The sequence below is a fragment of the Rhodococcus aetherivorans genome (assembly GCF_011058165.1).
Classification (GTDB): Bacteria; Actinomycetota; Actinomycetes; order Mycobacteriales; family Mycobacteriaceae; genus Rhodococcus; species Rhodococcus aetherivorans.
Window position 1 is genome coordinate 1 of the sequence record NZ_JAALEG010000092.1, and the last position, 24,581, is coordinate 24,581.

Consider the following 24,581-nt stretch of genomic DNA (forward strand, 5'->3'; position numbering starts at 1 on the left):
TCGGGAACTCCATGGACTCGGCAGCCGCGAGCAACTGCTCGAGATCGGCCGACGGCTCCGACGACGCCAGCACCGGCAGACCCGCCGCCTTGGCTGCCGCGATCGCCCGCGCCTTGATCGCCACGGCCGTCGCGCTGCCGGTGGCGTTGCTGATCGGCATCGTGGTGGCGGCGGTGCTGGCGAACCGCACCCCGGAGCTGGCGCCCGTAGCGCTGGGGCCGGTGGTGGCGCCGCAGGCCGAGTCCCCGGAGTGCGCGGCGCTGCTGGGGGCGCTGCCCGAGGAGGTCGGCGACCTCCGCCGCGCGGAGCTGGCCGACCCGGCCCCGGTGGGGGCCGCGGCCTGGCAGCCCGTCGAGGGCGAGCCGGTGGTGCTGCGGTGCGGGCTCGAGCGACCGGCGGAGTTCGATCAGGCGGCGGCGCTGCAGGTGGTCGACGGCGTCCAGTGGTTCGAGGTGTCCGGCGCCGCGGAGGGCATCGATGCGAGCACGTGGTTCGTCGTGGACCGCCCGGTGTACGTGGCGCTGACAGTGCCGAACGGCTCGGGTCCGACTCCGCTGCAGACGATATCGGCGGCGGTCACGCAGTCGCTCCCGCAACAGCCGATCGACCCCGCGCCGGTCGCCGGCGGCTGACGGCGCCGGCCCCTCGGAACCTACTGTGCCAGCATGGATCCCGACTCCAGGAAACGCTGGTGGAAGGACAGGGACTCGCCGAGCAGGTGCGGGGTGTGCCCGGCGTCGGGCACGGCCTCGGCCCGGTCGACGTAGTCGTGCAGCATGTCCCGGTAGTCCGGATGGGCGCAGTTGTCGACGACGACCCGGGAGCGGCGCCGCGGCGACAATCCGCGCAGGTCCGCAAGTCCCTGCTCGGTGACGAGGACCTGCACGTCGTGCTCGGTGTGGTCCACGTGCGGCACCATCGGCACGATCGACGAGATGCTGCCGCCCTTCGCGGTGGAGGGGCTCAGGAACATCGACAGGTAGCCGTTGCGGGCGAAGTCGCCGGATCCGCCGATCCCGTTCATGATCTTGGTGCCCATGACGTGGGTGGAGTTGACGTTGCCGTAGATGTCGGCCTCGAGCATGCCGTTCATCGCGATGATGCCGAGGCGGCGCACGATCTCGGGGTGGTTGCTGATCTCCTGAGGGCGCAGCACGATGTGCTCGCGGTAGAAGTCGATGTTCGACACCAGCTCGTCGATTCCGGCCTCGCTCAGCGCCAGCGACGTGGCGGACGCGAAGCGGACCGTGCCGTGCTTGATCAGGTGCAGCATCCCGTCCTGGATGACCTCGGAGTAGCAGGTCAGACCCTTGTGGGGACCGGCATCGAGACCCTGGAGGACGGCGTTGGCCACGTTGCCGATGCCGGACTGCAGCGGCAGGAGCGTGTCCGCGGGCAGCCGGCCGCGGGAGATCTCGTGCTCGAAGAAGTCGAGCACGTGCGCGGCGATCGCCTGGCTCACCGCGTCCGGCGGGGTCAGCGGGCTGGCGCTGTCGCGGGCGTGGGTCTCGACGACGGCGACGACCTTGTCCGGGTCGACGCGGAACGTGCTCTGGCCGATGCGGTCCTCGACGTCCGTGAGCATGATCGGCTTGCGGTGCGGCGGCAGCGCGGTGCCGTAGTACACGTCGTGGATGCCCGTCATCGCGGCCGGAATCCACGAGTTGACCTCGAGGATCACCTTCTCGGCGACGTCGAGCCAGGTCTTGTTGTTGCCGATCGACGCGGACGGGATCAGCTCACCGGTCTCGGTGACGCCGGAGACCTCGACGACCGCGACGTCGACGTGCCCGTAGTAGCCCTCCCAGACCTGCTGGGCGACGTGGGACAGGTGGATGTCCACGTAGTCCATGCGGCCGTTGTTGATGTTGCGGCGGGCGGTGGGCTCGGCCTGGTACGGCATCCGCAGGGAGATGCCGGCCACCTCCGACAGCATCCGCTCGGTCTCGGCGGAGACCGACGCGCCCGTGAGGAGGTTGACCGTGAAGTCGGTGCCGGCGGCGCGCGCGGCCCCGATGCGTTCCGCGAGCGCCGGGGTGATCGCCTTCGGCGTGCCGGCACTGGCGAAACCGCTGATGGCGACGGTGTGGCCGGGCTGGATCCAGCGGACGGCTTCCTCCGCCGACACGACCTTCTGCCGGAACGCCGGATGGTCGATTCGGCTCGGAGAGGAGTCGGATGCGGGGCGGAGGAACTGCGTCTGCATAACGAACAGGGTACGAGCACGTCCGGCGGCCGACGACGCCTCCGTCACAGCGGCGGACCGGATGGGGCGCGGACCACTCACCCCGCCGCGTGCCGCACCCACGGCCTCCGGCCGAACGAACCGCCGTCCCACCGGTCCCCGAAAGCAACTGTCTCGCAGTCGGTTCGATTGCAACGAGCGCAGCGGCTCCGGGTCGGGGCGACCGTGGCGCCGACGACTCCGGCGCGACCGACGTGCCGCGCCGCCGCCGGGCCGGGCGGCGGCGGCCCGACGGGACCGACGGGTCGTTCGCCGATGGAACGACCCCGTTCGTCGCGCAACACGGCACGTTCGTCCCCGAAGCGAACGCCACGGCCGGCGCGGACGCCCCTCGCGGCGGCGCGGCGGTGTCGTCCTCGTCCGGCACGGACGGTGTCGTCCTCGTCCGGCACGGACGGTGTCGTCCTCGTCCGGCACGGACGGTGTCGGCGCGGTCCGGCACGATAGGTCCCATGAGCACCGCCACCACGGATCTGCGCGACGAAGCCGAACGACTGCTCCGCGACCTCGCGGGACCCGGCGCCCGGTTGCGGGAGGACCAGTGGAGCGCCATCGAGGCACTGGTGGTGCATCGCCGGCGAGCGCTGGTCGTGCAGCGCACGGGCTGGGGCAAGTCGGCCGTCTACTTCATCTCCGCCAAGCTGCTCCGCGCCCACGGGCACGGGCCGACCGTGATCGTCTCCCCGCTCCTGGCCCTGATGCGCAACCAGGTCGAGTCGGCGCAGCGCGCGGGCGTCCGCGCGGCCACGATCAATTCCGGCAACGTCACCGAGTGGGAGGAGATCCACCGGCAGGTCGCCGAGGGCGCGGTGGACGTCCTGCTCGTCAGCCCGGAGCGGCTCAACAACCCGGACTTCCGCGACCAGGTGCTGCCGGCGCTCGCCCGCGACGCCGGACTGGTGGTGGTCGACGAGGCGCACTGCGTCTCGGACTGGGGACACGACTTCCGGCCGGACTACCGGCGCATCCGCACCCTCGTCACCGAAATCGGCGAGGGCATTCCGGTGCTCGCGACCACCGCGACCGCGAACGACCGGGTCGTGGCGGACGTGGCCGCGCAGCTCGGCGTCGGGGAGGGCACGGGCGAGACCCTGGTGCTGCGCGGTGGTCTCGACCGGCCGTCGCTGCACCTGTCGGTGCTGCGGATCGACGAGCCCGCGCGCCGGGCGGCGTGGCTCGCCCAGCACCTCGACGAGCTGCCCGGTTCCGGGATCGTCTACACCCTCACCGTGTCGGCCGCGCACGACCTGGCCGCGCTGCTCTCCGAGCACGGTCACACCGTCGCGGCATACACGGGGCAGTCCGATCCGGCCGAGCGGGAGCAGCTGGAGGCGGACCTCCTCGCCAACCGGGTCAAGGCCCTGATCGCCACCTCGGCCCTGGGCATGGGTTTCGACAAGCCGGACCTCGGGTTCGTGGTGCACCTGGGAGCACCGTCCTCACCCATCTCCTACTACCAGCAGGTCGGTCGCGCGGGCCGTGCGACCGAGCGGGCGGAGGTGATCCTGCTTCCGGGTCCCGAGGATCGGCAGATCTGGAGCTGGTTCGCGTCGGTGGCCTTCCCGGGGGAGGAGGTGGTGCGGCGGGTGATCGAGGTGCTCGAGCCGGAGCGGCCGCAGTCCACGCAGGCCCTCGAGCCGTTGGTCGACCTCAACCGGTCCCGGCTGGAGATGGTGCTCAAGGTGCTCGACGTGGACGGTGCGGTACGCCGGGTGAAGGGCGGCTGGATCGCCACCGGCGTGCCCTGGGAGTACGACGCCGCCCGGTACGCGACGCTCGAGCGGGCCCGCGAGGCCGAGCAGGAGGCGATGCTCGAGTACGAGCGGACCACCCGGTGCCGGATGGTGTTCCTGCGCACCCAGCTCGACGATCCCGACCTGACGTCCGACACCCCGGGCTGCGGGCGGTGCGACAACTGCTGCGGGGCGCGGTGGCCGGCGGACGTCGACGACACCGAGCTGGGCCGGGTGCGGGCCCGGCTGGACCGGCCGGGGGTGGACCTGCCGCCGCGGCGGCAGTGGCCGACGGGAATGGCCAAACTCGGCGTGGCATTGTCCGGGAAGATCACCGACGGGCCCGAGCCGGGCCGGGTACTCGGCCGGCTGTCGGACCTCGGATGGGGTCCGCGGCTGCGGGCGCTGCTGGACGGCCCCGACGCGCCGGTGCCCGACGCGGTGGTGCAGGCCGCCGTGGCGGTGCTCAAGGCGTGGGACTGGTCGGATCGCCCGACCGCGGTGATGGCCGTGGAGTCGGCGACCCATCCTCGCCTGGTCGGTTCCCTCGCGGCGCGGCTGGCGCAGCTCGGCCGGCTCGAGGATCTCGGCGTGCTGCGTGCCCGGCCCGGCCGGCCCCCGGTGACGGCAGCGAACTCGGCGTACCGGATCGCCGGCCTCGTAGACGCGTGGGAGAGCCCCGACCTCAGCGGAACCCGGGGGCCGATCCTGCTCGTCGACGCGGTCACCGACACCGGCTGGACGATGACGATGGCGGCGCGGACCCTGATCCGGGCCGGGGCCTCCGCGGTGCTGCCGCTGGCGCTGGCGAGCCCGAAATAATCGCCGCGCTCGGCCCGGGCGCTACACGAAGTGACTCTTCTCACATGGGTGTCTCACCTGCGCGGAGCCGGGGTACCCGGCGACGGATCCCGACAAGGCGGGTGAATCCCGCCCACGAAGTTGTTAGGTTCGAGACCGCTTATGACGCCTGTGACGCAGAGAAGTACCCCGCCCCGTACGCCCGCCGAAACGGCGAGCGCGCCGACCGAGCCGAATTTCCGCGCACCGCGTATTTCCGACGGAATTCGCATGTGGCAGATCGCGCGTGATTCGAAAGTGCTCGACGTCAATTCCAGTTATGCATACGTGCTCTGGTGCCGCGATTTCGCGGCGACCTCGGTCGTCGCCACCGGCGGGGACGACGAGGCGGTGGGTTTCGTCAGCGGCTACCGCCGTCCCGAGTCGCCGAACACGCTGTTCGTCTGGCAGGTGGCCGTCGACCAGGCCCAACGCGGCCGCGGCATCGCCGGCCGGATGCTCGACAGCCTGTGGGACCGGCTCGCCGACACCGGCGTGAACCGGCTCGAGACGACCGTCAGCCCGGACAACGAGGCGTCCATCGCGCTGTTCACCGCGCTCGCCCGGCGACGCGGACTGCGCATCACCCGGAGCGAATTGTTCACCCCTTCGGATTTTCCCGATTCCCACATGGCCGAGGATCTCTACACGATCGGCGAATGAATACACGACCGGCGAAAGCGAATTCGCCGCAGGAGGACGACGAATGACCATCCTGGAGCACCCCGAAACCCCCGCCAAGCACAGCGTTTTCGATTACCTCGAATCCGAGGTGCGCAGCTACAGCCGCGGCTGGCCGACCGTGTTCGAAACGGCGTCCGGATCGTGGCTCCGCGACGAGAACGGCAAGGACTACCTCGACTTCTTCGCCGGCGCGGGAGCCCTCAACTACGGGCACAACAACCCGGTCCTGAAGACCGCGCTCGTGGACTACATCATGGGTGACGGCATCACCCACGGCCTCGACATGTCCACCGTCGCCAAGCGGGAACTGCTCGAGTCGTTCGAGAGCCACATCCTGGCCCCCCGCGGCCTCGACTACAAGGTCCAGTTCCCCGGCCCGACGGGCACCAACTCGGTCGAGGCGGCGCTCAAGCTCGCCCGCAAGGTCACCGGCCGCGAGTCGATCATCAACTTCACCAACGCATTCCACGGGATGACCCTGGGTGCGCTGTCGGTGACGGGCAACTCCATGAAGCGGGCCGGGGCCGGTGTGCCGCTGGTGCACGCCACCCCGATGCCGTTCGACAACTACTTCGACGGCGTCACCGAGGACTTCCACTGGTTCTCCCGCGTGCTCGACGACTCCGGCAGCGGTCTGAACCGCCCGGCGGCGGTGATCGTGGAGACCGTGCAGGGCGAGGGCGGCGTGAACGTCGCCCGCCCCGAGTGGCTGCGTGCCCTCGCGGATCTGTGCGCCGAGCGCGACATCCTGCTCATCGTCGACGACGTGCAGATGGGCTGCGGCCGCACCGGCCCGTTCTTCTCGTTCGAGGTCGCCGGGATCACCCCGGACATCGTGACCCTGTCGAAGTCGATCGGCGGGTACGGCCTGCCGCTGGCGCTCACGCTGTTCAAGCGCGACCTCGATGTGTGGGGCCCGGGCGAGCACAACGGCACGTTCCGCGGCAACAACCCGGCGTTCGTCACCGCGGCGAAGGCGCTGCAGCACTACTGGGCCGACGACCACCTCGAGCGCGAGACGCTGCGCAAGGGCGAGCGGATCCGGCAGACCTTCATGAACCTGTCCGACATGTTCGACGGCGTCTCCACCCGCGGTCGCGGCATGGTTCAGGGCCTGGTCTTCGACGAGCCGAACGACGCACAGAAGGTGTGCGCCCTCGCGTTCGAGCAGGGCCTGCTCGCGGAGACCTCCGGCCCCTCCGACGAGGTCGTCAAGCTGCTTCCGCCGCTGACGATCAGCGACGACGAGCTCGAGCACGGTCTGAACATCCTGTGCGAGGCCACCTCGGTGGTCCGGGCCTGACCCCCGGCCGCCGTCGACCCATGCACGAGAAGACAAGCTTCCGAAGGACTTACGTATGATCGTCCGTACCACCGAGGAAATCACCGGCACCGAGCGCGACATCACGTCGGACAACGGCAACTGGCGCAGCAAGCGCATCGTGCTCGGCGGCGACAAGGTCGGGTTCTCGTTCCACGAGACCACGATCGAGGCCGGCACCGTCAACGAGTTCCACTACGCGAACCACATCGAGGCGGTGTGGCTCATCGAGGGCACCGGCACCCTCACCGACCTCGAGACCGGCACCGTGTACCCGCTCGCACCCGGCACGATGTACCTGCTCAACGGCCATGAGCGGCACCGCGTCGAGCCGGACACCCGGATGCGCATGTTCTGCGTGTTCAACCCGCCGGTCACCGGCCGGGAGGTCCACGACGAGAACGGCGTGTACCCCCTCGTCGAGGTCGTCTGAGTGCCCGCAGCGAGTGACCGGCCGGGCGTTCGCGCCTAGAGTCGGAGCCATGACCTACGAGCGACAGCCGCGCATCGCCGTCGGCCCCGCCCCGGACATCGTGTTCGACCGGGCGATCGGGGCCGGCGGCGGTCGCGTGTGCGGGTTCGACGACCGCCCGGACGCGGTGGTCTGGACCGCCGGACCGGACGAGTTCCCCGCGGTGCTGCCGGCGTCGGTGCGGTGGGTTCAGCTGCCCGCCGCCGGCGTGGAGGACTGGTTCGACGCCGGCGTCATCCGCGCTCACCCCCAGGTGACGTGGACGTCGGCCGCCGGGGCGTTCGCCGCGACGGTCGCCGAACACGCGCTCATGCTGCTGCTCGCCGGCGTGCGGGCGCTGCCCGACCACCTGGCGGCCACGTCGTGGACGCCGAGCGTGTTCTACCCCCAGCTGGGCACCCTGCGCGGCGCCACCGTCGGGATCATCGGCGCGGGTGGCATCGGCCGGGCCCTGATCCCCATGCTCGGTTCGCTCGGCGCCCAGGCGCTCGCGGTCACCCGCAGCGGCCGCCCCGTCCCGGGCGCCGTGGAGACGGTCCCCGTCGCACGGATCGACGAAGTATGGCCCCGCGCAGACCATTTCGTGATCGCCGCCCCCGCCACGGCCGAGACCGAGCAACTGGTGGGCGCCGACGAGCTGGCCGCGATGAAGCCGACCGCCTGGGTGATCAACGTTGCCCGCGGCAGCCTCGTCGACACCGACGCGCTGGTGGACGCCCTGAGCCGCCGCGTCATCGCGGGCGCCGGCCTGGACGTCACGGACCCGGAACCGCTGCCGGACGGGCACCCGCTGTGGTCGCTGCGCAACGCCATGATCACCCCGCACGACTCCAATCCCCCGGCGCTGCGCATCCCCGCGTTCGCCGAGCACGTGACCGAGAACGTCACGCGCTTCGCGACCGGCCTCGATCTCGCCGCGGTCGTCGACCCGAGCGCCGGGTACTGACACGCCGCTACCCTGGACGGGGTGATCGAACCGCTGCACCACCTGCTCGACGGCCGGCGGTTGTGCGTGCTCACCGGCGCGGGCATCTCGACCGACTCCGGCATCCCGGACTACCGCAGTCCCGGCGCGCCACCCCGCAACCCGATGACCTATCAGCAGTTCGTCGGGGATCCGGAATTCCGGCGCCGCTACTGGGCGCGCAACCATGTCGGGTGGCGGCACATGGACTCCGCACGACCGAACGCCGGGCACCGCGCCCTCGCCGCGCTCGAACGCCGCGGCACCGTCCTGGGCGTCCTGACCCAGAACGTGGACCTGCTGCACACCAAGGCCGGGAGCCGGCGGGTGATCGACCTGCACGGCTGCTACGCGCAGGTGCGCTGCCTGGCGTGCGACCTCCGGATCTCGCGCTTCACCCTCGCCGAGCGGCTCACCGCCGCCAATCCGGGCTTCCTCGAACGGGTTCGGGGGACGACGGGTCTCGAGGTGGCGCCGGACGCCGACGCGGTCGTCGACGACACCGGCAGCTTCCGCATGGTGGACTGCGAGCGGTGCGGGGGGATGCTCAAGCCGGACATCGTCTACTTCGGTGAATCGGTGCCACGCGAGCGCGTGGAGCGCGCCTTCGCGCTCGTCGACGAGGCGGATGCCCTGCTCGTGGTCGGCAGTTCCCTGACGGTGATGTCCGGGTTGCGGTTCGTGCGGCACGCCGCCAAGCGCCGCATGCCGGTGGCCGTGGTCAACCGTGGCGTCACGCGCGGCGATCCCCTCGCCACCGTGAAGGTCGACGCGGGCTGCTCGGAGGTGCTCACGGCCCTGGTCACCGCGGCACCGGCGGCCACCTCCGGCCGGTGACCGCCCGCGCCTACAGCGTCACGAGATCGTCCGCGTGCACCACCGGCCGCTGCAGGTCCGCCGGCAGCTGCCGCGTGGAGAACCCGATCATCCAGTCCAGCTCGGCGGCATCGTAGGCCACCACGCCGCGCCCCACCGTGCGGCCGTCGGGACCGACCAGCGCCACCACGTCCCCACCGTGGAAGCGCCCGCTCATTCCCGTGATGCCCGCCGCGAGCAGCGAGCGGCGCCGTTCCACCACCGCCCGTACCGCGCCCGCGTCCAGGTGCAGGGTGCCGTGGGTGTCGGCGGCGTGCCGCACCCAGAAACGCCGCGCCGACATCCGGTCGGGCCGGGCCGCGAACGCGGTGCCCACGTCCGCGGCACCGAGGGCACGGTCGGCCTGCGACGCGGCGGTGAGCAGCACCGGCACACCCGAATCCGCGGCCAGGCGCGCGGCGGACAGCTTCGACGCCATCCCGCCCGTGCCGAGGGCGCCCCCGGACCCGGCGACGACGCCGTCGAGGTCCTCCGGGCTCGTCACCTCCGCGATGAGGTGGGCGTCGCCCTTACGGGGATCGCCGTCGTAGAGGCCGTCGACGTCGGAGAGCAGGATCAGCGCGTCGGCGCCGACGAGGTGCGCGACGAGCGCGGCGAGGCGATCGTTGTCGCCGAACCGCAGCTCGGCGGTCGCGACGGTGTCGTTCTCGTTGACCACGGGCACGGCGTGCAGCGCGCGCAGCCGGTCGAGGGTGCGCTGGGCATTGCGGTGCTGGGTGCGCCGCGCGATGTCGTCGGCCGTGAGCAGCACCTGCCCGACGGTGCGGCCGTACCGGGCGAAGGAGGTGCCCCACGCGTGGGCCAGGGCAAGCTGTCCGACGCTGGCCGCGGCCTGCTTGGTGGCCAGGTCGCGGGGCCGGATGGTCAGGCCCAGCGGGGCGAGGCCGGCGCCGACCGCGCCGGAGGACACCACCACGACGTCCGAGCCGGAGCGCATGCGCTCTTCGAGAGCGTCGACCAGGCAGTCGAGGCGGTCCCGGTCGAGGCCGCCGACCAGGCTGGTGATGGCGGACGAGCCGATCTTCACCACGACGCGGCGCGCGCCGGCGACGGCCTCCCGGGTCTCGCTCACGATCTCCTGCTTCTGGGCTCGAGGTGCGGTGGTCAGAACTCGTCGTCGTCGGTCGCGAGACCGCGGCGGACCCGCTTGGCGTGGCGGCGTTCGGCGGCGCCGACCCGATCGACCTGGTCGAGGCGGGCGTCGGTGCCCCGGCCGGTGGGCACGACGTCCACGCCGGCCTGGGTCTGCGGCTCCCACTCGAACGAGACGTCGCCGATGGTGACGGAGGCACCCGGTTCGGCGCCCTGCTTGACGAGTTCGTCCTCGACACCGAGGCGGGCGAGCCGATCCGCGAGGTAGCCGACGGCCTCGTCGTTGTCGAACGCCGTCTGACGCACCCAGCGCTCGGGCCGGGTGCCGCGCACGATGAAGCCACCCGGCGTCTCGGGGTCGGCGACGACGCTGAAGCCGGTCTCGTCGACGGCGACGGGCCGGATGACCGGCCGCCGCGGCGCGGCCGGCGGATGCGCCTGCCGGTACTCCTCCACCATCCGCGCCAACGCGAAGGTCAGCGGCCGCAGCCCTTCCCGGCTGACGGCGGAGATCCGGAACACCGGCCAGCCCCGCTCCTCGAGCTCGGGGGTGACGAAATCGGCGAGTTCCGCGGCGTCCGGCACGTCGACCTTGTTGAGGATGACGATGCGGGGACGATCGGCGAGGTCGCCCAGGCTGCTGTCGCCGGACAACGCCGGCTGGTAGGCGGCCAGCTCGGCCTCGAGTGCGTCGATGTCGGAGACGGGATCGCGCCCCGGCTCGAGCGTCGCGCAGTCGACGACGTGCGCGAGCACGGCGCAGCGCTCGAGGTGACGCAGGAAGTCCAGGCCGAGACCGCGGCCCTGGCTGGCGCCGGGGATCAGGCCCGGCACGTCGGCGACGGTGAACGTGGTGTCGCCCGACTGCACGACCCCGAGGTTGGGAACGAGGGTGGTGAACGGGTAGTCGGCGATCTTCGGCTTGGCCGCGGAGAGCACCGACACCAGCGAGGACTTGCCGGCGGACGGGAACCCGACCAGCCCGACGTCGGCGACGGACTTGAGTTCGAGGACGAGGTCGCGCTCCTCCCCCTCCTCGCCGAGCAGGGCGAAGCCGGGGGCCTTGCGGGCCTTCGACGCCAGGGCCGCGTTGCCGAGGCCGCCGCGGCCACCGTGGGCGGCGACGAAGCGAGTGCCGGCGCCGACCATGTCGGCCAGGATCCGGCCGTCCTTGTCGAGCACGACGGTGCCGTCGGGCACCTTGAGCACGAGGTCGCCGCCGTTGGCGCCGTCGCGGTTGCTGCCCGCGCCCTGCGTGCCGTTCGTGGCTTTCGCGTGCTGGTGGAAGTGGAAGTCGAGGAGGGTGTGGACCCCCTCGTCCACCTCGAGCACGACGTTGCCGCCGTTGCCGCCGTTCCCGCCGTCGGGGCCGCCGAGCGGCTTGAACTTCTCGCGATGGACGGAGGCGCAGCCGTTACCACCCTTGCCGGCGGTGACGTGCAGCACCACCCGGTCGATGAAGCGGGACATGGGGTGGACCTCCGTCGAATGGTGGAACTGTTGTGTCGACCGGTAGCCCCACTGTGCCGGGACTACCGGAGTTGTGCCGGAACGACCGCTACCGGTCGTCCCGAAAACAGTAGGGGCGGACCCGGGTGTGCGACCCTGGTCCGCCCCTACTGGGAGTATGTGCGAAGGGAACCTCCGCGGTGTCCGATTCGGACGGCAGATCAGGCGTCTGCCGCGACCGGAACGATGTTGACCGTCTTGCGACCACGCTTGGTGCCGAACTCGACGGCACCGGCAGCGAGGGCGAACAGCGTGTCGTCGCCGCCACGGCCGACGTTCACGCCGGGGTGGAAGTGGGTGCCGCGCTGGCGCACCAGGATCTCACCCGCGTTGACGGCCTGGCCGCCGAAGCGCTTGACGCCGAGACGCTGGGCGTTCGAATCGCGACCGTTACGGGAGCTGGATGCGCCCTTCTTGTGTGCCATGACGAACCCTCCTGGGGTTTGAAGCGGAAGCCCGAATTACTTGATGCCGGTGACCTTCAGGACCGTCAGCTTCTGACGGTGACCCTGGCGCTTGTGGTAGCCGGTCTTGTTCTTGAACTTGTGGATGCGGATCTTCGGGCCCTTGGTGTGCTCGACGATCTCGCCGGTGACCGTGACCTTCGCCAGCTTGTCGGCGTCGGTGGTCAGCTCGGCTCCGTCGACGACGAGGACCGGAGCAAGCGAGACAGCAGTGCCGGGCTCACCCTCGATCTTCTCGACCTTGACGAGATCGCCCTCAGCGACCTTGTACTGCTTACCGCCGGTCTTGACGATCGCGTACGTTGCCATCGGACGGCTACCCCTTGCTAGTTCGAACGTGCTCGCGCCACGGTGTGCAACGCGACTGGTCTGGTGTGGTTGCTGACTCGGGGCCCGCCACCTTCCCGCATCGGGCGCAGCAGGGCCGTATCGCCGAGTAGCGACTGACCAAGATTACGGGAAGGTGACTGCCAGGGTCAAACCGGGCCCGCGCGGTGTCGGGCCCGGTCGGACCTCATGCCTGTGCTTCGACCGGCGGGCCGGCGGGCCGGCCCGCGGCCCGGCGACGACGCGGCCGTCGAACGACCACCGGCTCGGCGTTCTCCCCGTCCGGGACCGGCGCGGCGGCCACCGCCGCAGGCTCCGGTGCGGGGGCCGGTGTGGGCACCACGAAGACGGTGCCGGCGCCGGTGCCGTCGCCCGTCGGGGCCGCGGCGGCCCGTGAGACCCGGCGACGGCGACGGGCCGCCGGCTCCGCTGCCTGCTTTTCGGCCTCCGGTGCTTCGGCCGGCCGCGCCTCGCGCGTGTCGGCGGGCCCAGCCTTGCGTGATTCGGCCGGCTCAGCCTCGCGTGTTTCGGCCGGCTCAGCCTCGCGTGTTTCGGCCGGCTGGGCCGGCGCTGCCTGCGCCTGCTCGGCGCCGGATTCCGCCGGGTTCTCGTCGTGGTTCCCGTGGTGCGCAGCCATCGCCAGGGCCACCGGGTGGGCACGCTTGACGGTCGCGTCCACTGTCGCCACCTCGGGTACCGGCGCGGGCGCGGCCGTCTCGGTCGTCGCCGCCTCCGGCTGGGTGCCGCGGTCACGGCCCCGGCGGCGCCGGGAGCCGCTCTCGGCACGGGCGGGCCGCCCACCGTCCTCGGCCGCGCCGGCCTCGACGGGTTCGCTGTGCACGACGATGCCGCGGCCGTGGCAGTGCTCGCACGTGGTGGAGAACGCCTCCACCAGACCCGTGCCGAGCCGCTTGCGCGTCATCTGCACGAGCCCCAGCGAGGTCACCTCGGAGACCTGGTGGCGGGTGCGGTCCCGGCCGAGCGCCTCGGTGAGGCGTCGCAGCACCAGGTCGCGGTTCGACTCGAGCACCATGTCGATGAAGTCGACGACGATCATGCCGCCGATGTCGCGCAGCCGCATCTGCCGCACGATCTCCTCGGCCGCCTCGAGGTTGTTGCGGGTGACGGTCTCTTCGAGATTGCCGCCGGCCCCGGTGAACTTGCCGGTGTTGACGTCGACGACGGTCATCGCCTCGGTGCGATCGATGACGAGCGTGCCACCGGACGGCAGCCACACCTTGCGGTCGAGCGCCTTGGCGAGCTGCTCGTCGATGCGGTGGGCGGCGAACACGTCGCGTCCACCCGAGTCGGGATCGTGCCGCTCCACGCGGGGCACCATGTCCGGTGCGACGGTGCGGATGTAGCTCTCGACGGTGGTCCAGGCGTTCTCGCCCTCGATGACGAGTTTGGAGAAGTCCTCGTTGAACAGGTCGCGAATCACCTTGACCAGCAGGTCGGGCTCTTCGTAGAGGGTCTTCGGCTGCCCCGAGCCGTCGGACTCGAGCTTGGCGGCCTGCTCCTCGATGGAAGCCCACTGCGTCTGCAGGCGCTGCACGTCGCGGGCGAGCTCGTCTTCGCTCACGCCCTCCGCCGCGGTGCGGATGATCACGCCGGCCTCGGCCGGGACGATCTCGCGCAGGATCTCCTTGAGCCGCTTGCGCTCGGTGTCGGGCAGCTTGCGGCTGATGCCGGTGGACGAGCCGCCCGGCACGTACACCAGGAACCGGCCGGCGAGGCTGATCTGCGTGGTCAGGCGGGCGCCCTTGTGCCCGACCGGGTCCTTGCTGACCTGCACGAGCACCCGGTCACCCGGCTTGAGGGCCTGCTCGATCTTGCGGGAGTTGCCGCCGAGCCCGGCGGCCTCCCAGTTGACCTCGCCGGCGTAGAGGACGCCGTTGCGGCCCCTGCCGATGTCGATGAACGCCGCCTCCATCGAGGGAAGCACGTTCTGGACACGGCCGAGGAAGATGTTGCCGACCATCGAACCGGATCCGGCGCTGGTCACGAAGTGCTCGACCAGGACGCCGTCCTCGAGGACCGCGACCTGCGTGATGTTCCCGGGGTGCGCACCGTCACCGGTCTTCTCCCGCACCACCATGACGCGGTCGACGGACTCGCGACGGGCGAGGAACTCCGACTCGGTGAGGATCGGGGGCCGACGGCGGCCCGCGTCCCGGCCGTCGCGGCGGCGCTGGCGCTTGGCCTCGAGCCGGGTGGAACCGGTGATGCCCTGCACCTCGTCCTTGGCGGCGCGGGCCTTGGGCCGCGGCTCGCGCTCGTGGACGACGGTGGGGACCGAGTCGTCCTCGGCGACGGTCTCGGCGCCGTCCGCGCTGCCCTTGCGGCGACGACGACGGCGACGACGGCGCGAGGGACCTTCCGCGGACTCCTCCTCGGCCTCGGCCTGCTCGGCCTCCCCGCCTTCGGCCTCCCCGGCCTCCGGCCCGGCGGTCGCGGCTTCCTCCGTCGTCGGCTCCTCGGCCTCCGTCGGCTCCTCGGCCTCCGCTTCCTCGGCCTCCGCCGCAGCTGTCCCCTCCTCGGCGGTGGTCTCGTCCTGCGTCTCGGGCTGTTCGCCGCGGCCACGGCCACGGCCACGGCGGCCACGACGGCGCCGACGCGGCTCCTCCTCCTCGGCGGTCTCCTCGGCCGGTTCCTCCACCGCGGCGGTCTCCTCGGTGACCTCCTCGGCGACGGCGGGCTCGGGTGCCTCGGCCGCTCGCCGGGAACGGCGTCGACGGGGCGGGGCCTCCACGGGAGTGGTGACCTCCGGCTGCAGGAACAGCGGTGCGCTGACGACGGGCTCGGCGGTGCTCGGTTCCGGCGCGGCGAACACCGGGGTCTCCTGCTCCACGCCGGTGAACAGGGCCGGGGCCGCGGGTGCCTCGACGGACTCCGCGGCGGGTTCCTGAGCGGTAGTGTCCTGGACCGCGGCCGCCGGCTCCTCCACGGGGACCTCGGCGGGCACCGCGACGGCGGCCTCTCCGGCGGGCACCTCGGGCGCCTCACCCACCGGTTCCGGTGCGGCTTCCGCGGTGGGCACCGGTTCGGCCTCGGCCGGTGCGCCGAGCGCGGCGCGGATCTGTTCGGCGAGGTCGCGCTGCAGGCTCGAGTGGGCACTGCGCAGCTCGGTGCCGAGGTCGGCGGCCTTGGCCATGACCTGTTTGCTGGTCAGGCCGAGCAGTTTGGCAAGGGCGTGCACGCGCATCTTCGGCGGCAGCACCACGGTGCCCTCTTCGTTGGAATTGTCGTTCGGCGGCGCTTGTTCGGCCACGTAGGTCTCCTCGGGCCCCCGGGCGCGTCCATCCTCGTCTCGAGCGATGTGACGCGGCCACGCGAGGGCGCTGTCTGTGTGTGCTCGCACCGGGAGGCGCGAGATGTGCGGTCTCGCATCGCGCGGTCGTCCGGTGCCCGTTTTCACTGCACGGCCGAGCGGTGCCTGGCTGGATCGCGGATCGAGCGCCGGTGCATCCAGCGTGCAACCGAGCGAGGTGTCTCCTGCGTCCCCGGTCACAGCGATGTCGGGCATCGATCCGTGATGTCGTTCGGTCGTTCCGCAACACTCGAAGCGGGGCGACCTACCTCAGTATCCCACACAGAGGTCCGTGGATACGCCAACGGCGCCCCGGAGGGCGCCGTGGCGGGGCAGTCGATACGGATCAGGACCCGGCGAGGGCGGGGAACCAGAGGGCGATCTCGCGCTCGGCGGACTCCACCGAGTCGGAGCCGTGCACCAGGTTCTCCCCGGCGTCGAGCCCGAGATCACCGCGGATGGAGCCGGGAACGGCCTTCTCCACCGGATCGGTGCCGCCCGCGAGCTGACGGAACGCGGCGATGGCCCGGGGGCCCTCGAGCACGGCCGCGACCAGCGGGCGCGAGGTGATGAACTCGATCAGGCCGGGGTAGAAGGGTTTGCCCTCGTGCTCGGCGTAGTGGGCGGCGGCCACCTCCTCGGTGGCGGTGCGCAGCTCGAGTGCCACGATGTCGAGTCCCTTGCGCTCGATGCGCGAGAGGATCTCTCCGACATGACGACGGGCCACGCCGTCGGGCTTGATCAGTACCAGGGTCCGCTCAGTCACGCGCACAGCGTAGTGGTCAGCCCCGCTGCCCCGGCAGCAGACCCCGCGCCTCGCGGTCCTTCATGTCCTTGCGCAGGTACAGGATGTAGCCCCAGACCACGCTGAAGAGCACGCCGACGATGCCGAGCGACAGGTCCACCACGAAGCCCAGCAGGGTCAGCACCTGCAGCGCGAGGTTGTACCAGAGCGCCCACGGCCGGCCCTGCAGCCCGGCGCCCGCGATCATCGCGACGGCGAGGAGCACGATGTAGCCGCCCGAGAACCACGTCAGCCCCCCACCGATGACCGCGACGACCGGCAGCACGAGCAGGACCACGATGGCCTCGAGGACGAGCGTGCCGGCCATGACGCCGCGCAGTCCCTTCCACGGGTCCTTCGCCGGGGGCCGGACGGCGGAGTCCCGATCCGGCGATTCGCCGGGGTTGTCAGCTGCCTCGCTCACGCGGGGTCCTTTCCGAAGAGAGTGCGGGCGGCGCCGGCGGTCACCACCGAACCGGTGACCACGACGCCCGCCCCCGATACTGCCTCACCCGGCTCGGCGACCTCCTCGGCGATGGCGATGGCCGTCTCGAGGGCGTCGGGCAGTGTCTGCGCGACCACCACGCGTTCGTCGCCGAACCGGGCCACGGCCAGGTCGGCGAGCTCGTCGACGTCCATGGCCCGCGGCGAACCGTTGTGGGTGACGACGATCTCGTCGAACACCGGCTCGAGCGCGTCGAGCAGGCCGGGCACATCCTTGTCGGCCATCACCGACACCACTCCGACCAGCTTGCGGAAGTCGAACTCGTCGGCCAGGGCCGCGGCGAGCGCCTTCGCCCCGTGGGGGTTGTGGGCGGCGTCGAGGAAGACCGTCGGGGCGCTGCGCACCCGTTCGAGCCGGCCCGGGTTGAGCACCGACGCGAACGCCGCGCGCACCGCGTCGCCGTCGAGCTGCCGGTCGGCGCCGGCGCCGAAGAACGCCTCCACGGCGGCGAGCGCGAGCGAGGCGTTGCGGGCCTGGTGCTCGCCGTGCAGCGGCAGGAAGATGTCGGTGTACACCCCGCCCAGGCCCTGCAGCTCGAGCTGCTGACCCCCCACGGCGATGCGCCGGGCCAGGACCTTGAACTCGGAGCCCTCGCGCGCCACGGCGGCATCCGCCTCGACGGCCCGTCGCAGCAGCACCTCCATCACCTCGGGCTCCTGCTGGGCCAGGACGGCGACGGTGTCGCGGGGAACCAGCCCGTCGTCGGCAGCCTTCTTGATGATCCCGGCCTTCTCCCCCGCGATCGTGGGGAGGTCGGGACCGAGGTACTCGGTGTGGTCGAGCCCGATCGGGGTGATCACCGCGACCTGCGCGTCCACGACGTTGGTGGCGTCCCAGGTGCCACCGAGCCCCACCTCGACGACGGCGACGTCGACGGGAGCCTCGGCGAACGCGGCGAAGGCCATCGCCGTGGTCACCTCGAACTTGCTCATCGCCGGGCCGCCCGCAGCCTGCGACTGGGCGTCGATCATCGCGACGTACGGCTCGAGTTCGCGATAGGTGTCGACGTAGGTGCGCGGCGAGACCGGCGCCCCGTCGATGCTGATCCGCTCGGTGGCCAGCTGCAGGTGCGGGCTCGTGGTGCGGCCGGTCCGCCGGTGCAACCGGGTCAGCAGGGCGTCGATCATCCGGCTCACCGACGTCTTGCCGTTGGTGCCGGCGATCTGGATGGCCGGATAGCTGCGCTGCGGGGATCCGAGCAGATCCATCAGCGCCGCGATCCGGGTGAGCGACGGCTCGATCTTCGTTTCGGGCCAGCGCTTGTCGAGTTCGGCCTCGACGAGGGTCAGCTCGGCCAGGTCGACCGGCGAAGGCTGCGCCGGCGTCGCCGCGGACCGGTCCTCGCTCACGCCGACCCCAGCTCCTGGAGTCGGGAGGTGATCCGGGCGATCTCCTCCTCCGCGATCTGCTTGCGGGCGGTGATCTTCTCGACGACCGCCGCGGGCGCCTTGGCGAGGAACGCCTCGTTGCCGAGCTTGGCGGACGTGCCCGCGAGCTCCTTCTCGGCGACCGCGAGGTCCTTGCCCAGCCGGGCACGCTCGGCCGCCACGTCGACGGTGCCGGAGGTGTCCAGCTCGACGGTGACGGTGGCGCGGGACAGGCGCACCTCGATGGAGGCGGTGGCGGAGAACCCGTCCGCCGGCTCGGTCAGTCGCGCCAGCGACCGCACGGCCGGCACCTGGGCGGCCAGGTCGGCGGCGTCGATCTCGGTGAGCCGCGCGGCGACCTTCTGCGACGGCTTGAGGCCCTGGTCGCTGCGGAAGCGGCGGACCTCGGTGACGAGCTTCTGCAGATCCTCGACGCGGCGCGCGGAGTCGGCGTCGGCCGCGACCCCGCTGGTGCCCGGCCACGACGCGACGACCACGGACTCGCCGCCGGTGAGCACCTTCCAGAGGGTTTCGGTGACGAACGGGATCACCGGGTGCAGCAGGCGCAGCAGCTGGTCGAGGACGTTGCCGAGGACCGCCTTGGTCCCCTCCGCGTACTCGCTGCCGTCGGCGAGCTGCACCTTGGCGAGCTCGAGGTACCAGTCACACACCTCGTCCCACGCGAAGTGGTAGAGCGCCTCGCACGCCTTGGAGAACTCGAACCGTTCGAACGCCTCGTCGACCTCGGCGCGGACCTGCTCGAGCCGGTCGAGGATCCACCGGTCCGCGTCGGTGAGCGCAGCGCGCGCCGGCAGCTCGGTGACGACGGCGCCGTTCATCAGGGCGAACTTGGTCGCGTTGAACAGCTTGTTGGCGAAGTTGCGGGAGGACTGCGCGTGGTCCTCGCCCACGGCGAGGTCGCTCCCGGGGTTGGCGCCGCGGGCCAGGGTGAAGCGCAGTGCGTCGGCGCCGTACCGCTCCACCCAGTCCAGCGGATCGATGCCGTTGCCGCGCGACTTGGACATCTTCTTGCCGTACTGGTCGCGCACGAGGCCGTGCAGGAACAGGTCCTTGAACGGCACCTGGACGCCGGACTTCCCGCCGGCGGTGATCGCCTCGTCGTTCGCGACGTACAGGCCGAACATCATCATCCGGGCCACCCAGAAGAACAGGATGTCGTAACCGGTGACGAGCACGCTTGTGGGATAGAACTTTTCGAGCTCCGGCGTCTTGTCGGGCCAGCCCATCGTGGAGAACGGCCACAGGCCCGAGGAGAACCAGGTGTCGAGCACGTCGGGGTCCTGCTCCCACCCCTCGGGGGCGGTCTGGTCCGGACCGAAGCACTCGACCTCGCCGTCGGGGCCGTACCAGATCGGGATGCGGTGCCCCCACCACAACTGCCGCGAGATGCACCAGTCGTGCATGTTGTCGACCCAGGCGAACCAGCGCGGTTCCTGGCTGGCCGGGTGAATCACGGTGTGGCCGTTGCGGACCGCGTCGCCCGCCGCCTCGGCGAGCGCATCGACCTTGACCCACCACTGCATCGACAGCCGGGGCTCGATGGTCTCGCCGCTGCGCTCGGAGTGACCGACGCTGTGCAGGTAGGGACGCTTCTCGGCGACGACCCGCCCCTGCTCGGCCAGCGCCTCGCGCACCTTGACCCGCGCCTCGAACCGGTCCATGCCGTCGAATTGCGTTCCGGTGTCGGCGATCTTGCCGGCCTTGTCCATGATGGTGGGCATCGGCAGGTTGTGCCGCAGGCCCATCTCGAAGTCGTTGGGGTCGTGCGCGGGCGTGATCTTCACGGCGCCGGTGCCGAATTCGGGGTCGACGTACTCGTCGGCGATCACGGGGATCCGCCGGCCGGTGAGGGGGTGCTCGAGGGTGGTGCCGACCAGGTGCTTGTAGCGCTCGTCGTCCGGGTGCACCGCGACGGCCGTGTCGCCCAGCATCGTCTCCACCCGGGTGGTGGCGACGATCACGTGCGGCTCGTCGTCGTTGAGGGAGCCGTAGCGCAGCGACACGAGTTCGCCCTCGACCTCCTCGAACTTGACCTCGATGTCGGAGATCGCGGTCTGCAGCACGGGCGACCAGTTCACCAGTCGCTCGGCCCGGTAGATCAGCCCGTCGTCGTAGAGCCGCTTGAACATCGTCTGCACGGCCCGCGAAAGGCCCTCGTCCATGGTGAACCGGTCGCGGGACCAGTCGACGCCGTCGCCGATGCGGCGCATCTGGCCCTGGATGGTGCCGCCCGATTCGCGCTTCCAGTCCCAGACCTTGTCGACGAACAGTTCGCGGCCGAAGTCCTCCTTGGCCTTCCCGTCCACCGCGAGCTGCTTCTCGACGACGGTCTGGGTGGCGATGCCGGCGTGGTCCATGCCGGGCAGCCAGAGCACCTCGTAGCCCTGCATGCGTTTGCGGCGCGACAGCGCGTCCATCAGGGTGTGGTCGAGGGCGTGGCCCATGTGCAGGCTTCCGGTGACGTTCGGCGGCGGCAGCACGATCGAGTAGCCGGGCTTGTCGCTGGACGGATCGGCGACGAAGTAACCGGCGTCCACCCAGCCCTGGTACAGCTCGTCCTCTACGGCGCTGGGGTCCCAGCTCTTGGGGAGGGCGTCGGCGGGGTTCTGGTGGTTCTCTGGCGCACTGGTCACCCCGCAATCGTAGTCAGCGGAGGCAAACCGCCTGCACACGCCCCACGGACCCGGAGCGGGCCTGCTGGACTGCGGATCACGGGTACGGCACCGTGACAGATGTGAACGAGTTCCGCTTCGCCACGAACGTCTTCGCCCTGGAGTCGGCCGGTGCGTTCGCCGGCCGGTGCCGCCGCATCGAGGCCCTCGGGTACGACACGCTGTTCGCCGCGGACCACCTGGGGGTCGCCGCGCCGTTTCCCACGCTCGTCGCCGCGGCGCAGGCGACCGAGCGGCTGCGGGTGGGCACGCTCGTCCTCAACGCCCCGTTCTGGAATTCGGAGCTGCTGGCCCGCGACGTCGCGACCACCGACGTCCTCACCGGCGGCCGGCTCGAGCTCGGCCTCGGCGCCGGGCACATGAAGTGGGAATTCGACGAGGCCGGCATCGGCTGGGAGCCGATCGGCCGCCGCGTCGATCGGCTCGAGGCCCTGATCGACGGTCTGGGGCGCCGCTTCGCGGAGGGTGGGTACCCGCAACACGCCGAGCTGCGCGCCGGCATGGGCCTGGCACCGCTGCAGCCGGTCCAGCGGCGCGGGTTCGGCGGCACCGGTCCCCCGCTGCTGATCGGCGGCACCGGGGACCGGGTGCTGCAGCTGGCGGCCGAGCGCGCCGACATCGTGGGGGTGGCCGGTGCCGTGCAGGTGCCGGGGCAGGCGCCCGGGGTGCTGCGCATCGCGACGGCCACCGAGGCCGACGAGCGCGTGCGGTTCGCCCGTGAGCGCGCCGGCGCCCGCGCGGACCGCCTCGAGTGGCAGGTGCTGGTCCAGGCGGTCGTGGTGACCGACGACCGAGAGGGCGCGGCGCGGGCACTTCTCGAGCACTACGGTCCGATGATGAGCGTCGAGGAGCTGCTGGACACGCCGTTCGCACTGATCGGCACGGTGGAACGGATGGCCGATCAGGTCCTGCGCAACCGCGACCGCTACGGCTTCACCTACTACACCGTCCACGGGCCGTATCTCGAGGCCTTCGCCCCGGCGCTGGAACGGGTGCGGATGCTGGGCGGGTGAGCGTCGCCCCCGGCGGAGATGCTGCTCGAATCCCGAGCCGCGCACCGGCGCGATCCGCGTCGTCAGCCGCGCACCGGCGCGATCCGCGTCAGCCGAGCACCTCGGGCAGTTCCCGGGGGCGCGCGAGCACGTGCTCCGAGAGGAACGCCTCGACCACCTCGTACCAGATCTTCGCGTGCTGGGGGCTGAGCACCCAGTGGTTCTCGTCGGGAAAGTAGAGGAAGCGGTGCACGGTGGAGCCGTCGGCGGCGGCGGGTACCCCCGACTCGGACAGCAGCTCGTACCACAGCCGCAGTCCCTCCCCGATCGGCACGCGATAGTCCTTGTCGCCGTGGATCACCAGCATGGGGGTGACGATGTCGGCGACGTACAGGTGCGGCGAGTTCTCCACCGCCATCTCGGGAGTCATCTCCCGGGCCCAGTACCAGGCCGAGTCCGTGGTGGGCCCGAACTGGTCCAGGGCCCACAGGCTCGCGTGGGTGACGATCGCGTGGAATCGGTCGGTGTGCCCGGCGATCCAGTTGGCCATGTAGCCGCCGAAGGATCCCCCCATCGCGGCGGTGCGCTCGGCGTCGATCTCGGGTAGTTCGATCGCCGCATCGGTCAGGGCCATCAGATCGGTGTAGGGCTCCTTGCCCCAGCGGCCCCACCCGCGTTGGACGAAGTCCTGCCCGTAACCGGAGGACAGCGCGGGGTCCGGGAGCAGCACGGCGTAGCCGCGGGCGACGAGCAGCCACGGGTTCCACCGCCACGACCAGGTGTTCCAGGAGCCGAGCGGGCCGCCGTGGATCCACAGCAGCAGTGGCGCGGGCGCGTCGGGATCGGCGGTGGCCGGCAGGGCCAGCCAGGCCCGCAGCGGGGTGCCGTCGGCGGCCGCGGTCGTGATCTCCGTGAGGCGGCCGGGCAGTTCGGGCTGCTCCGCGGGGGCGCGCAGCGCGGTGACGGTGCCGGGGGCGTCGAGCGCGATCCGCACCGGGTGCGGCGGTGTGTCGTAGGCGGCGCGCAGGGCGTAGACGCACGTTCCGTCGGGCGCGACGCGCAGGTCGGTGTAGGCGGCGGCGTCGGTGGTCAACGGCGTGGGGACGTCGGCCCACAGCGCCACCTGGAAGATCGGGGCGCGGCCGTGTTCGTCGGCGGTCACGAGCAGGGCCCCGGAGTCGGGCCGCCAGACGACCGACGTCGGCCACCGGTCCCACCCGGGCACCAGCTGGGTCGTCTCACCCGATCGAAGGTCGAACAGCCGCAGAGTGATTCGCGGCGCCGTCTCGGGGTCGGAGTGCGTCTCGTGCAGGAACGCCACCCGGGTGCCGTCCGGCGCGATCGCGGGGGCGAACACGTCGGCGGCCTCGTCGTCGACGAGGACGGTGCGCAGTCCGGTGTCGGTGTCGATGTGCACCAGGGTGGTGCGGCGGGACGCGAGCGGCCCGGGCACCGACCAGGTGGTGACGACGAAGCTGCCGTCGGCGGCGAGGTCGAGGGACGCCTCACGCAGGGCGCCTCCGGGCCCGGGGGTCAGGTCCGACAGGGGCGCGTGTGGGCCGTCCGCGAGGGCGAGCAGGTGCGGTTCGGCCGGTCCGAGGTCGTGATCCCAGTGGCGCACCGGGTATCCGGTGTGCAGCACGGCGGAGACCTTGCGCTTCTTGCGGGCGTCCCGGATCCGCTCGTCGTCGCCGTCGGTGCGGCCGAGTACGTCCGCCGTCACCACGATCCGGTCCGCCGCCTCGGCCGCCCACACGCCGCGCACCCCACCCTTGCGGGAGACCACGCGCTGTGCTTCGCCGCCGGCGGCGGGCAGCCGCCACAGCGCGGCGGGGGCGTCGTCGCCGTCCGTCCCGTCGGCCCGGGCGGCGGTGAACAGCAGGTCGCCGGCGGCGGTGAAGACGGGATTCGACTCGCCCTTCGCACCCCATGTGAGCCGCCGGGCGGGCGCATGCCCCTGCGGGTCGACCTCCCACAGCGCCCCGACGTACCCGGTCCCCTCCTCGTCCAGGGTGGACTGGGCGATCACGACGCGGGTCCCGTCCGGCGACAGCGCGAGCGCGGTGACGCGAGGGAGAGCGAGATAGTCGTCGAGGTCGTCGAATGCGGTCATGGTGCCCGAGGGTAGTGCTCGCCGGAGGCGTCACCGGGGAGCCGACACGGCCCGGTCGGGATACGCCGCCGGCGCGCCGCGCGGGAACGAGCGGTCAACCCACCAGCGGGTGGTCTGCGGACAGCGCGGCCAGGCGCTCGAGCAGCGGGGCGACGGCGACGAGGGCGGCCGCGTCGTCCGGCTCCATCTCGGACAGCAGGCGCGCCACACCGGTGATCCACATCCGGGACGAGTACACGAACCTGATGAAGAACGTCATCGCGCCCGGCGCCAAGGAGAAGGCGATCACC

19 protein-coding genes and 2 pseudogenes are annotated in these 24,581 nt (G+C 71.6%); 8 read left to right on the forward strand and 13 right to left on the reverse strand.

Features of this window, described 5'->3' with window-relative positions; genetic code table 11:
* Window positions 1-115 (reverse strand): annotated as a pseudogene (locus G6039_RS25360) (biotin carboxylase N-terminal domain-containing protein); the annotation flags it as partial.
* On the opposite strand from G6039_RS25360, the gene G6039_RS25365 reads away from it, so the two are divergent.
* Entirely contained in the window at window positions 90-632 is a 543-nt protein-coding gene (locus G6039_RS25365; protein WP_164528138.1) for a DUF3515 domain-containing protein, read from the forward strand. The pseudogene G6039_RS25360 and the gene G6039_RS25365 overlap by 26 nt on opposite strands.
* Before the next feature lie 20 nt (window positions 633-652).
* Here the strand turns inward: G6039_RS25365 and G6039_RS25370 are convergent, their stop codons facing one another.
* Complete coding sequence (locus G6039_RS25370; RefSeq protein WP_029543155.1) at window positions 653-2,206, reverse strand: acetyl-CoA hydrolase/transferase family protein; 1,554 nt, start codon at window positions 2,204-2,206, stop codon at window positions 653-655.
* Window positions 2,207-2,697: 491 nt separating this feature from the next.
* On the opposite strand from G6039_RS25370, the gene G6039_RS25375 reads away from it, so the two are divergent.
* The 6 genes from G6039_RS25375 (at window position 2,698) to G6039_RS25400 (ending at window position 9,096) form a co-directional block, all read left to right on the forward strand.
* Entirely contained in the window at window positions 2,698-4,800 is a 2,103-nt protein-coding gene (locus tag G6039_RS25375; RefSeq protein WP_006937211.1) for a RecQ family ATP-dependent DNA helicase, read from the forward strand.
* Between the two features lie 249 nt (window positions 4,801-5,049).
* A complete protein-coding gene (ectA, locus tag G6039_RS25380) occupies window positions 5,050-5,481 on the forward strand; it encodes a diaminobutyrate acetyltransferase (protein ID WP_006937213.1) in 432 nt (143 codons plus the stop codon).
* A 43-nt stretch (window positions 5,482-5,524) separates the two neighbouring features.
* The gene (gene ectB, locus G6039_RS25385; protein WP_006937215.1) at window positions 5,525-6,805 is read left to right on the forward strand and encodes a diaminobutyrate--2-oxoglutarate transaminase; all 1,281 of its coding nucleotides are present in this window, start codon (window positions 5,525-5,527) and stop codon (window positions 6,803-6,805) included.
* A 55-nt stretch (window positions 6,806-6,860) separates the two neighbouring features.
* Complete coding sequence (locus G6039_RS25390) at window positions 6,861-7,256, forward strand: ectoine synthase (RefSeq protein ID WP_006937217.1); 396 nt, start codon at window positions 6,861-6,863, stop codon at window positions 7,254-7,256.
* 49 nt (window positions 7,257-7,305) lie between these two features.
* The gene (locus tag G6039_RS25395) at window positions 7,306-8,241 is read left to right on the forward strand and encodes a D-isomer specific 2-hydroxyacid dehydrogenase family protein (RefSeq protein ID WP_006937219.1); all 936 of its coding nucleotides are present in this window, start codon (window positions 7,306-7,308) and stop codon (window positions 8,239-8,241) included.
* A gap of 21 nt (window positions 8,242-8,262) precedes the next feature.
* Window positions 8,263-9,096 carry an NAD-dependent protein deacetylase gene (locus tag G6039_RS25400; RefSeq protein WP_043796594.1) on the forward strand — a complete coding sequence of 278 codons (834 nt, stop codon included), beginning with the start codon at window positions 8,263-8,265 and terminating at the stop codon, window positions 9,094-9,096.
* 10 nt (window positions 9,097-9,106) lie between these two features.
* On the opposite strand, the gene proB is transcribed toward G6039_RS25400, so the two are convergent.
* From proB to G6039_RS25445, 9 genes are all read right to left on the reverse strand, one after another.
* On the reverse strand, window positions 9,107-10,207 hold the full coding sequence (gene proB / locus G6039_RS25405; protein WP_043796593.1) for a glutamate 5-kinase: 1,101 nt from the start codon (window positions 10,205-10,207) through the stop codon (window positions 9,107-9,109).
* 32 nt (window positions 10,208-10,239) lie between these two features.
* Window positions 10,240-11,697 (reverse strand): GTPase ObgE, encoded by a 1,458-nt coding sequence (gene obgE / locus G6039_RS25410; protein WP_006937227.1) that lies wholly within the window; start codon window positions 11,695-11,697, stop codon window positions 10,240-10,242.
* Window positions 11,698-11,897: 200 nt separating this feature from the next.
* Entirely contained in the window at window positions 11,898-12,161 is a 264-nt protein-coding gene (rpmA, locus tag G6039_RS25415) for a 50S ribosomal protein L27 (RefSeq protein ID WP_006937229.1), read from the reverse strand.
* Window positions 12,162-12,197: 36 nt separating this feature from the next.
* On the reverse strand, window positions 12,198-12,509 hold the full coding sequence (rplU, locus tag G6039_RS25420; protein ID WP_006937230.1) for a 50S ribosomal protein L21: 312 nt from the start codon (window positions 12,507-12,509) through the stop codon (window positions 12,198-12,200).
* A 205-nt stretch (window positions 12,510-12,714) separates the two neighbouring features.
* Window positions 12,715-15,798: a translation initiation factor IF-2 N-terminal domain-containing protein gene (locus tag G6039_RS25425; protein ID WP_043796590.1), complete on the reverse strand. Its 3,084-nt coding sequence runs from the start codon at window positions 15,796-15,798 to the stop codon at window positions 12,715-12,717.
* Window positions 15,799-16,183: 385 nt separating this feature from the next.
* Entirely contained in the window at window positions 16,184-16,603 is a 420-nt protein-coding gene (gene ndk, locus G6039_RS25430; RefSeq protein ID WP_006937234.1) for a nucleoside-diphosphate kinase, read from the reverse strand.
* A gap of 16 nt (window positions 16,604-16,619) precedes the next feature.
* Window positions 16,620-17,045, reverse strand: a complete 426-nt coding sequence (locus tag G6039_RS25435; protein WP_006937236.1) for a DUF4233 domain-containing protein — start codon at window positions 17,043-17,045, stop codon at window positions 16,620-16,622.
* Window positions 17,042-18,475, reverse strand: a complete 1,434-nt coding sequence (gene folC, locus G6039_RS25440; RefSeq protein WP_006937237.1) for a bifunctional tetrahydrofolate synthase/dihydrofolate synthase — start codon at window positions 18,473-18,475, stop codon at window positions 17,042-17,044. Before folC ends, G6039_RS25435 begins: the two co-directional genes overlap by 4 nt.
* On the reverse strand, window positions 18,472-21,147 hold the full coding sequence (locus tag G6039_RS25445; RefSeq protein ID WP_029543142.1) for a valine--tRNA ligase: 2,676 nt from the start codon (window positions 21,145-21,147) through the stop codon (window positions 18,472-18,474). The genes folC and G6039_RS25445 overlap by 4 nt, the downstream gene beginning before the upstream one ends.
* A gap of 101 nt (window positions 21,148-21,248) precedes the next feature.
* Between G6039_RS25445 and G6039_RS25450 the strand changes: the two genes are divergently transcribed.
* Window positions 21,249-22,199 carry a TIGR03621 family F420-dependent LLM class oxidoreductase gene (locus G6039_RS25450; protein WP_043796588.1) on the forward strand — a complete coding sequence of 317 codons (951 nt, stop codon included), beginning with the start codon at window positions 21,249-21,251 and terminating at the stop codon, window positions 22,197-22,199.
* An 88-nt stretch (window positions 22,200-22,287) separates the two neighbouring features.
* Here the strand turns inward: G6039_RS25450 and G6039_RS25455 are convergent, their stop codons facing one another.
* Both G6039_RS25455 and G6039_RS30330 read right to left on the reverse strand, forming a co-directional pair.
* Window positions 22,288-24,291 (reverse strand): S9 family peptidase, encoded by a 2,004-nt coding sequence (locus G6039_RS25455; protein ID WP_043796587.1) that lies wholly within the window; start codon window positions 24,289-24,291, stop codon window positions 22,288-22,290.
* A 94-nt stretch (window positions 24,292-24,385) separates the two neighbouring features.
* Window positions 24,386-24,581: pseudogene (locus G6039_RS30330) on the reverse strand (hypothetical protein); the annotation flags it as partial.

Excerpts from the sequence above, each read along its gene's own strand:
- G6039_RS25370 (WP_029543155.1), bottom strand. The coding sequence starts at position 2,206 with ATGCAGACGCAGTTCCTCCGCCCCGCATCCGACTCCTCTCCGAGCCGA.
- G6039_RS25375 (WP_006937211.1), top strand. The coding sequence starts at position 2,698 with ATGAGCACCGCCACCACGGATCTGCGCGACGAAGCCGAACGACTGCTC.
- ectA (WP_006937213.1), top strand. The coding sequence starts at position 5,050 with ATGTGGCAGATCGCGCGTGATTCGAAAGTGCTCGACGTCAATTCCAGT.
- ectB (WP_006937215.1), top strand. The coding sequence starts at position 5,525 with ATGACCATCCTGGAGCACCCCGAAACCCCCGCCAAGCACAGCGTTTTC.
- G6039_RS25390 (WP_006937217.1), top strand. The coding sequence starts at position 6,861 with ATGATCGTCCGTACCACCGAGGAAATCACCGGCACCGAGCGCGACATC.
- G6039_RS25395 (WP_006937219.1), top strand. The coding sequence starts at position 7,306 with ATGACCTACGAGCGACAGCCGCGCATCGCCGTCGGCCCCGCCCCGGAC.
- obgE (WP_006937227.1), bottom strand. The coding sequence starts at position 11,697 with ATGTCCCGCTTCATCGACCGGGTGGTGCTGCACGTCACCGCCGGCAAG.
- rpmA (WP_006937229.1), bottom strand. The coding sequence starts at position 12,161 with ATGGCACACAAGAAGGGCGCATCCAGCTCCCGTAACGGTCGCGATTCG.
- rplU (WP_006937230.1), bottom strand. The coding sequence starts at position 12,509 with ATGGCAACGTACGCGATCGTCAAGACCGGCGGTAAGCAGTACAAGGTC.
- G6039_RS25455 (WP_043796587.1), bottom strand. The coding sequence starts at position 24,291 with ATGACCGCATTCGACGACCTCGACGACTATCTCGCTCTCCCTCGCGTC.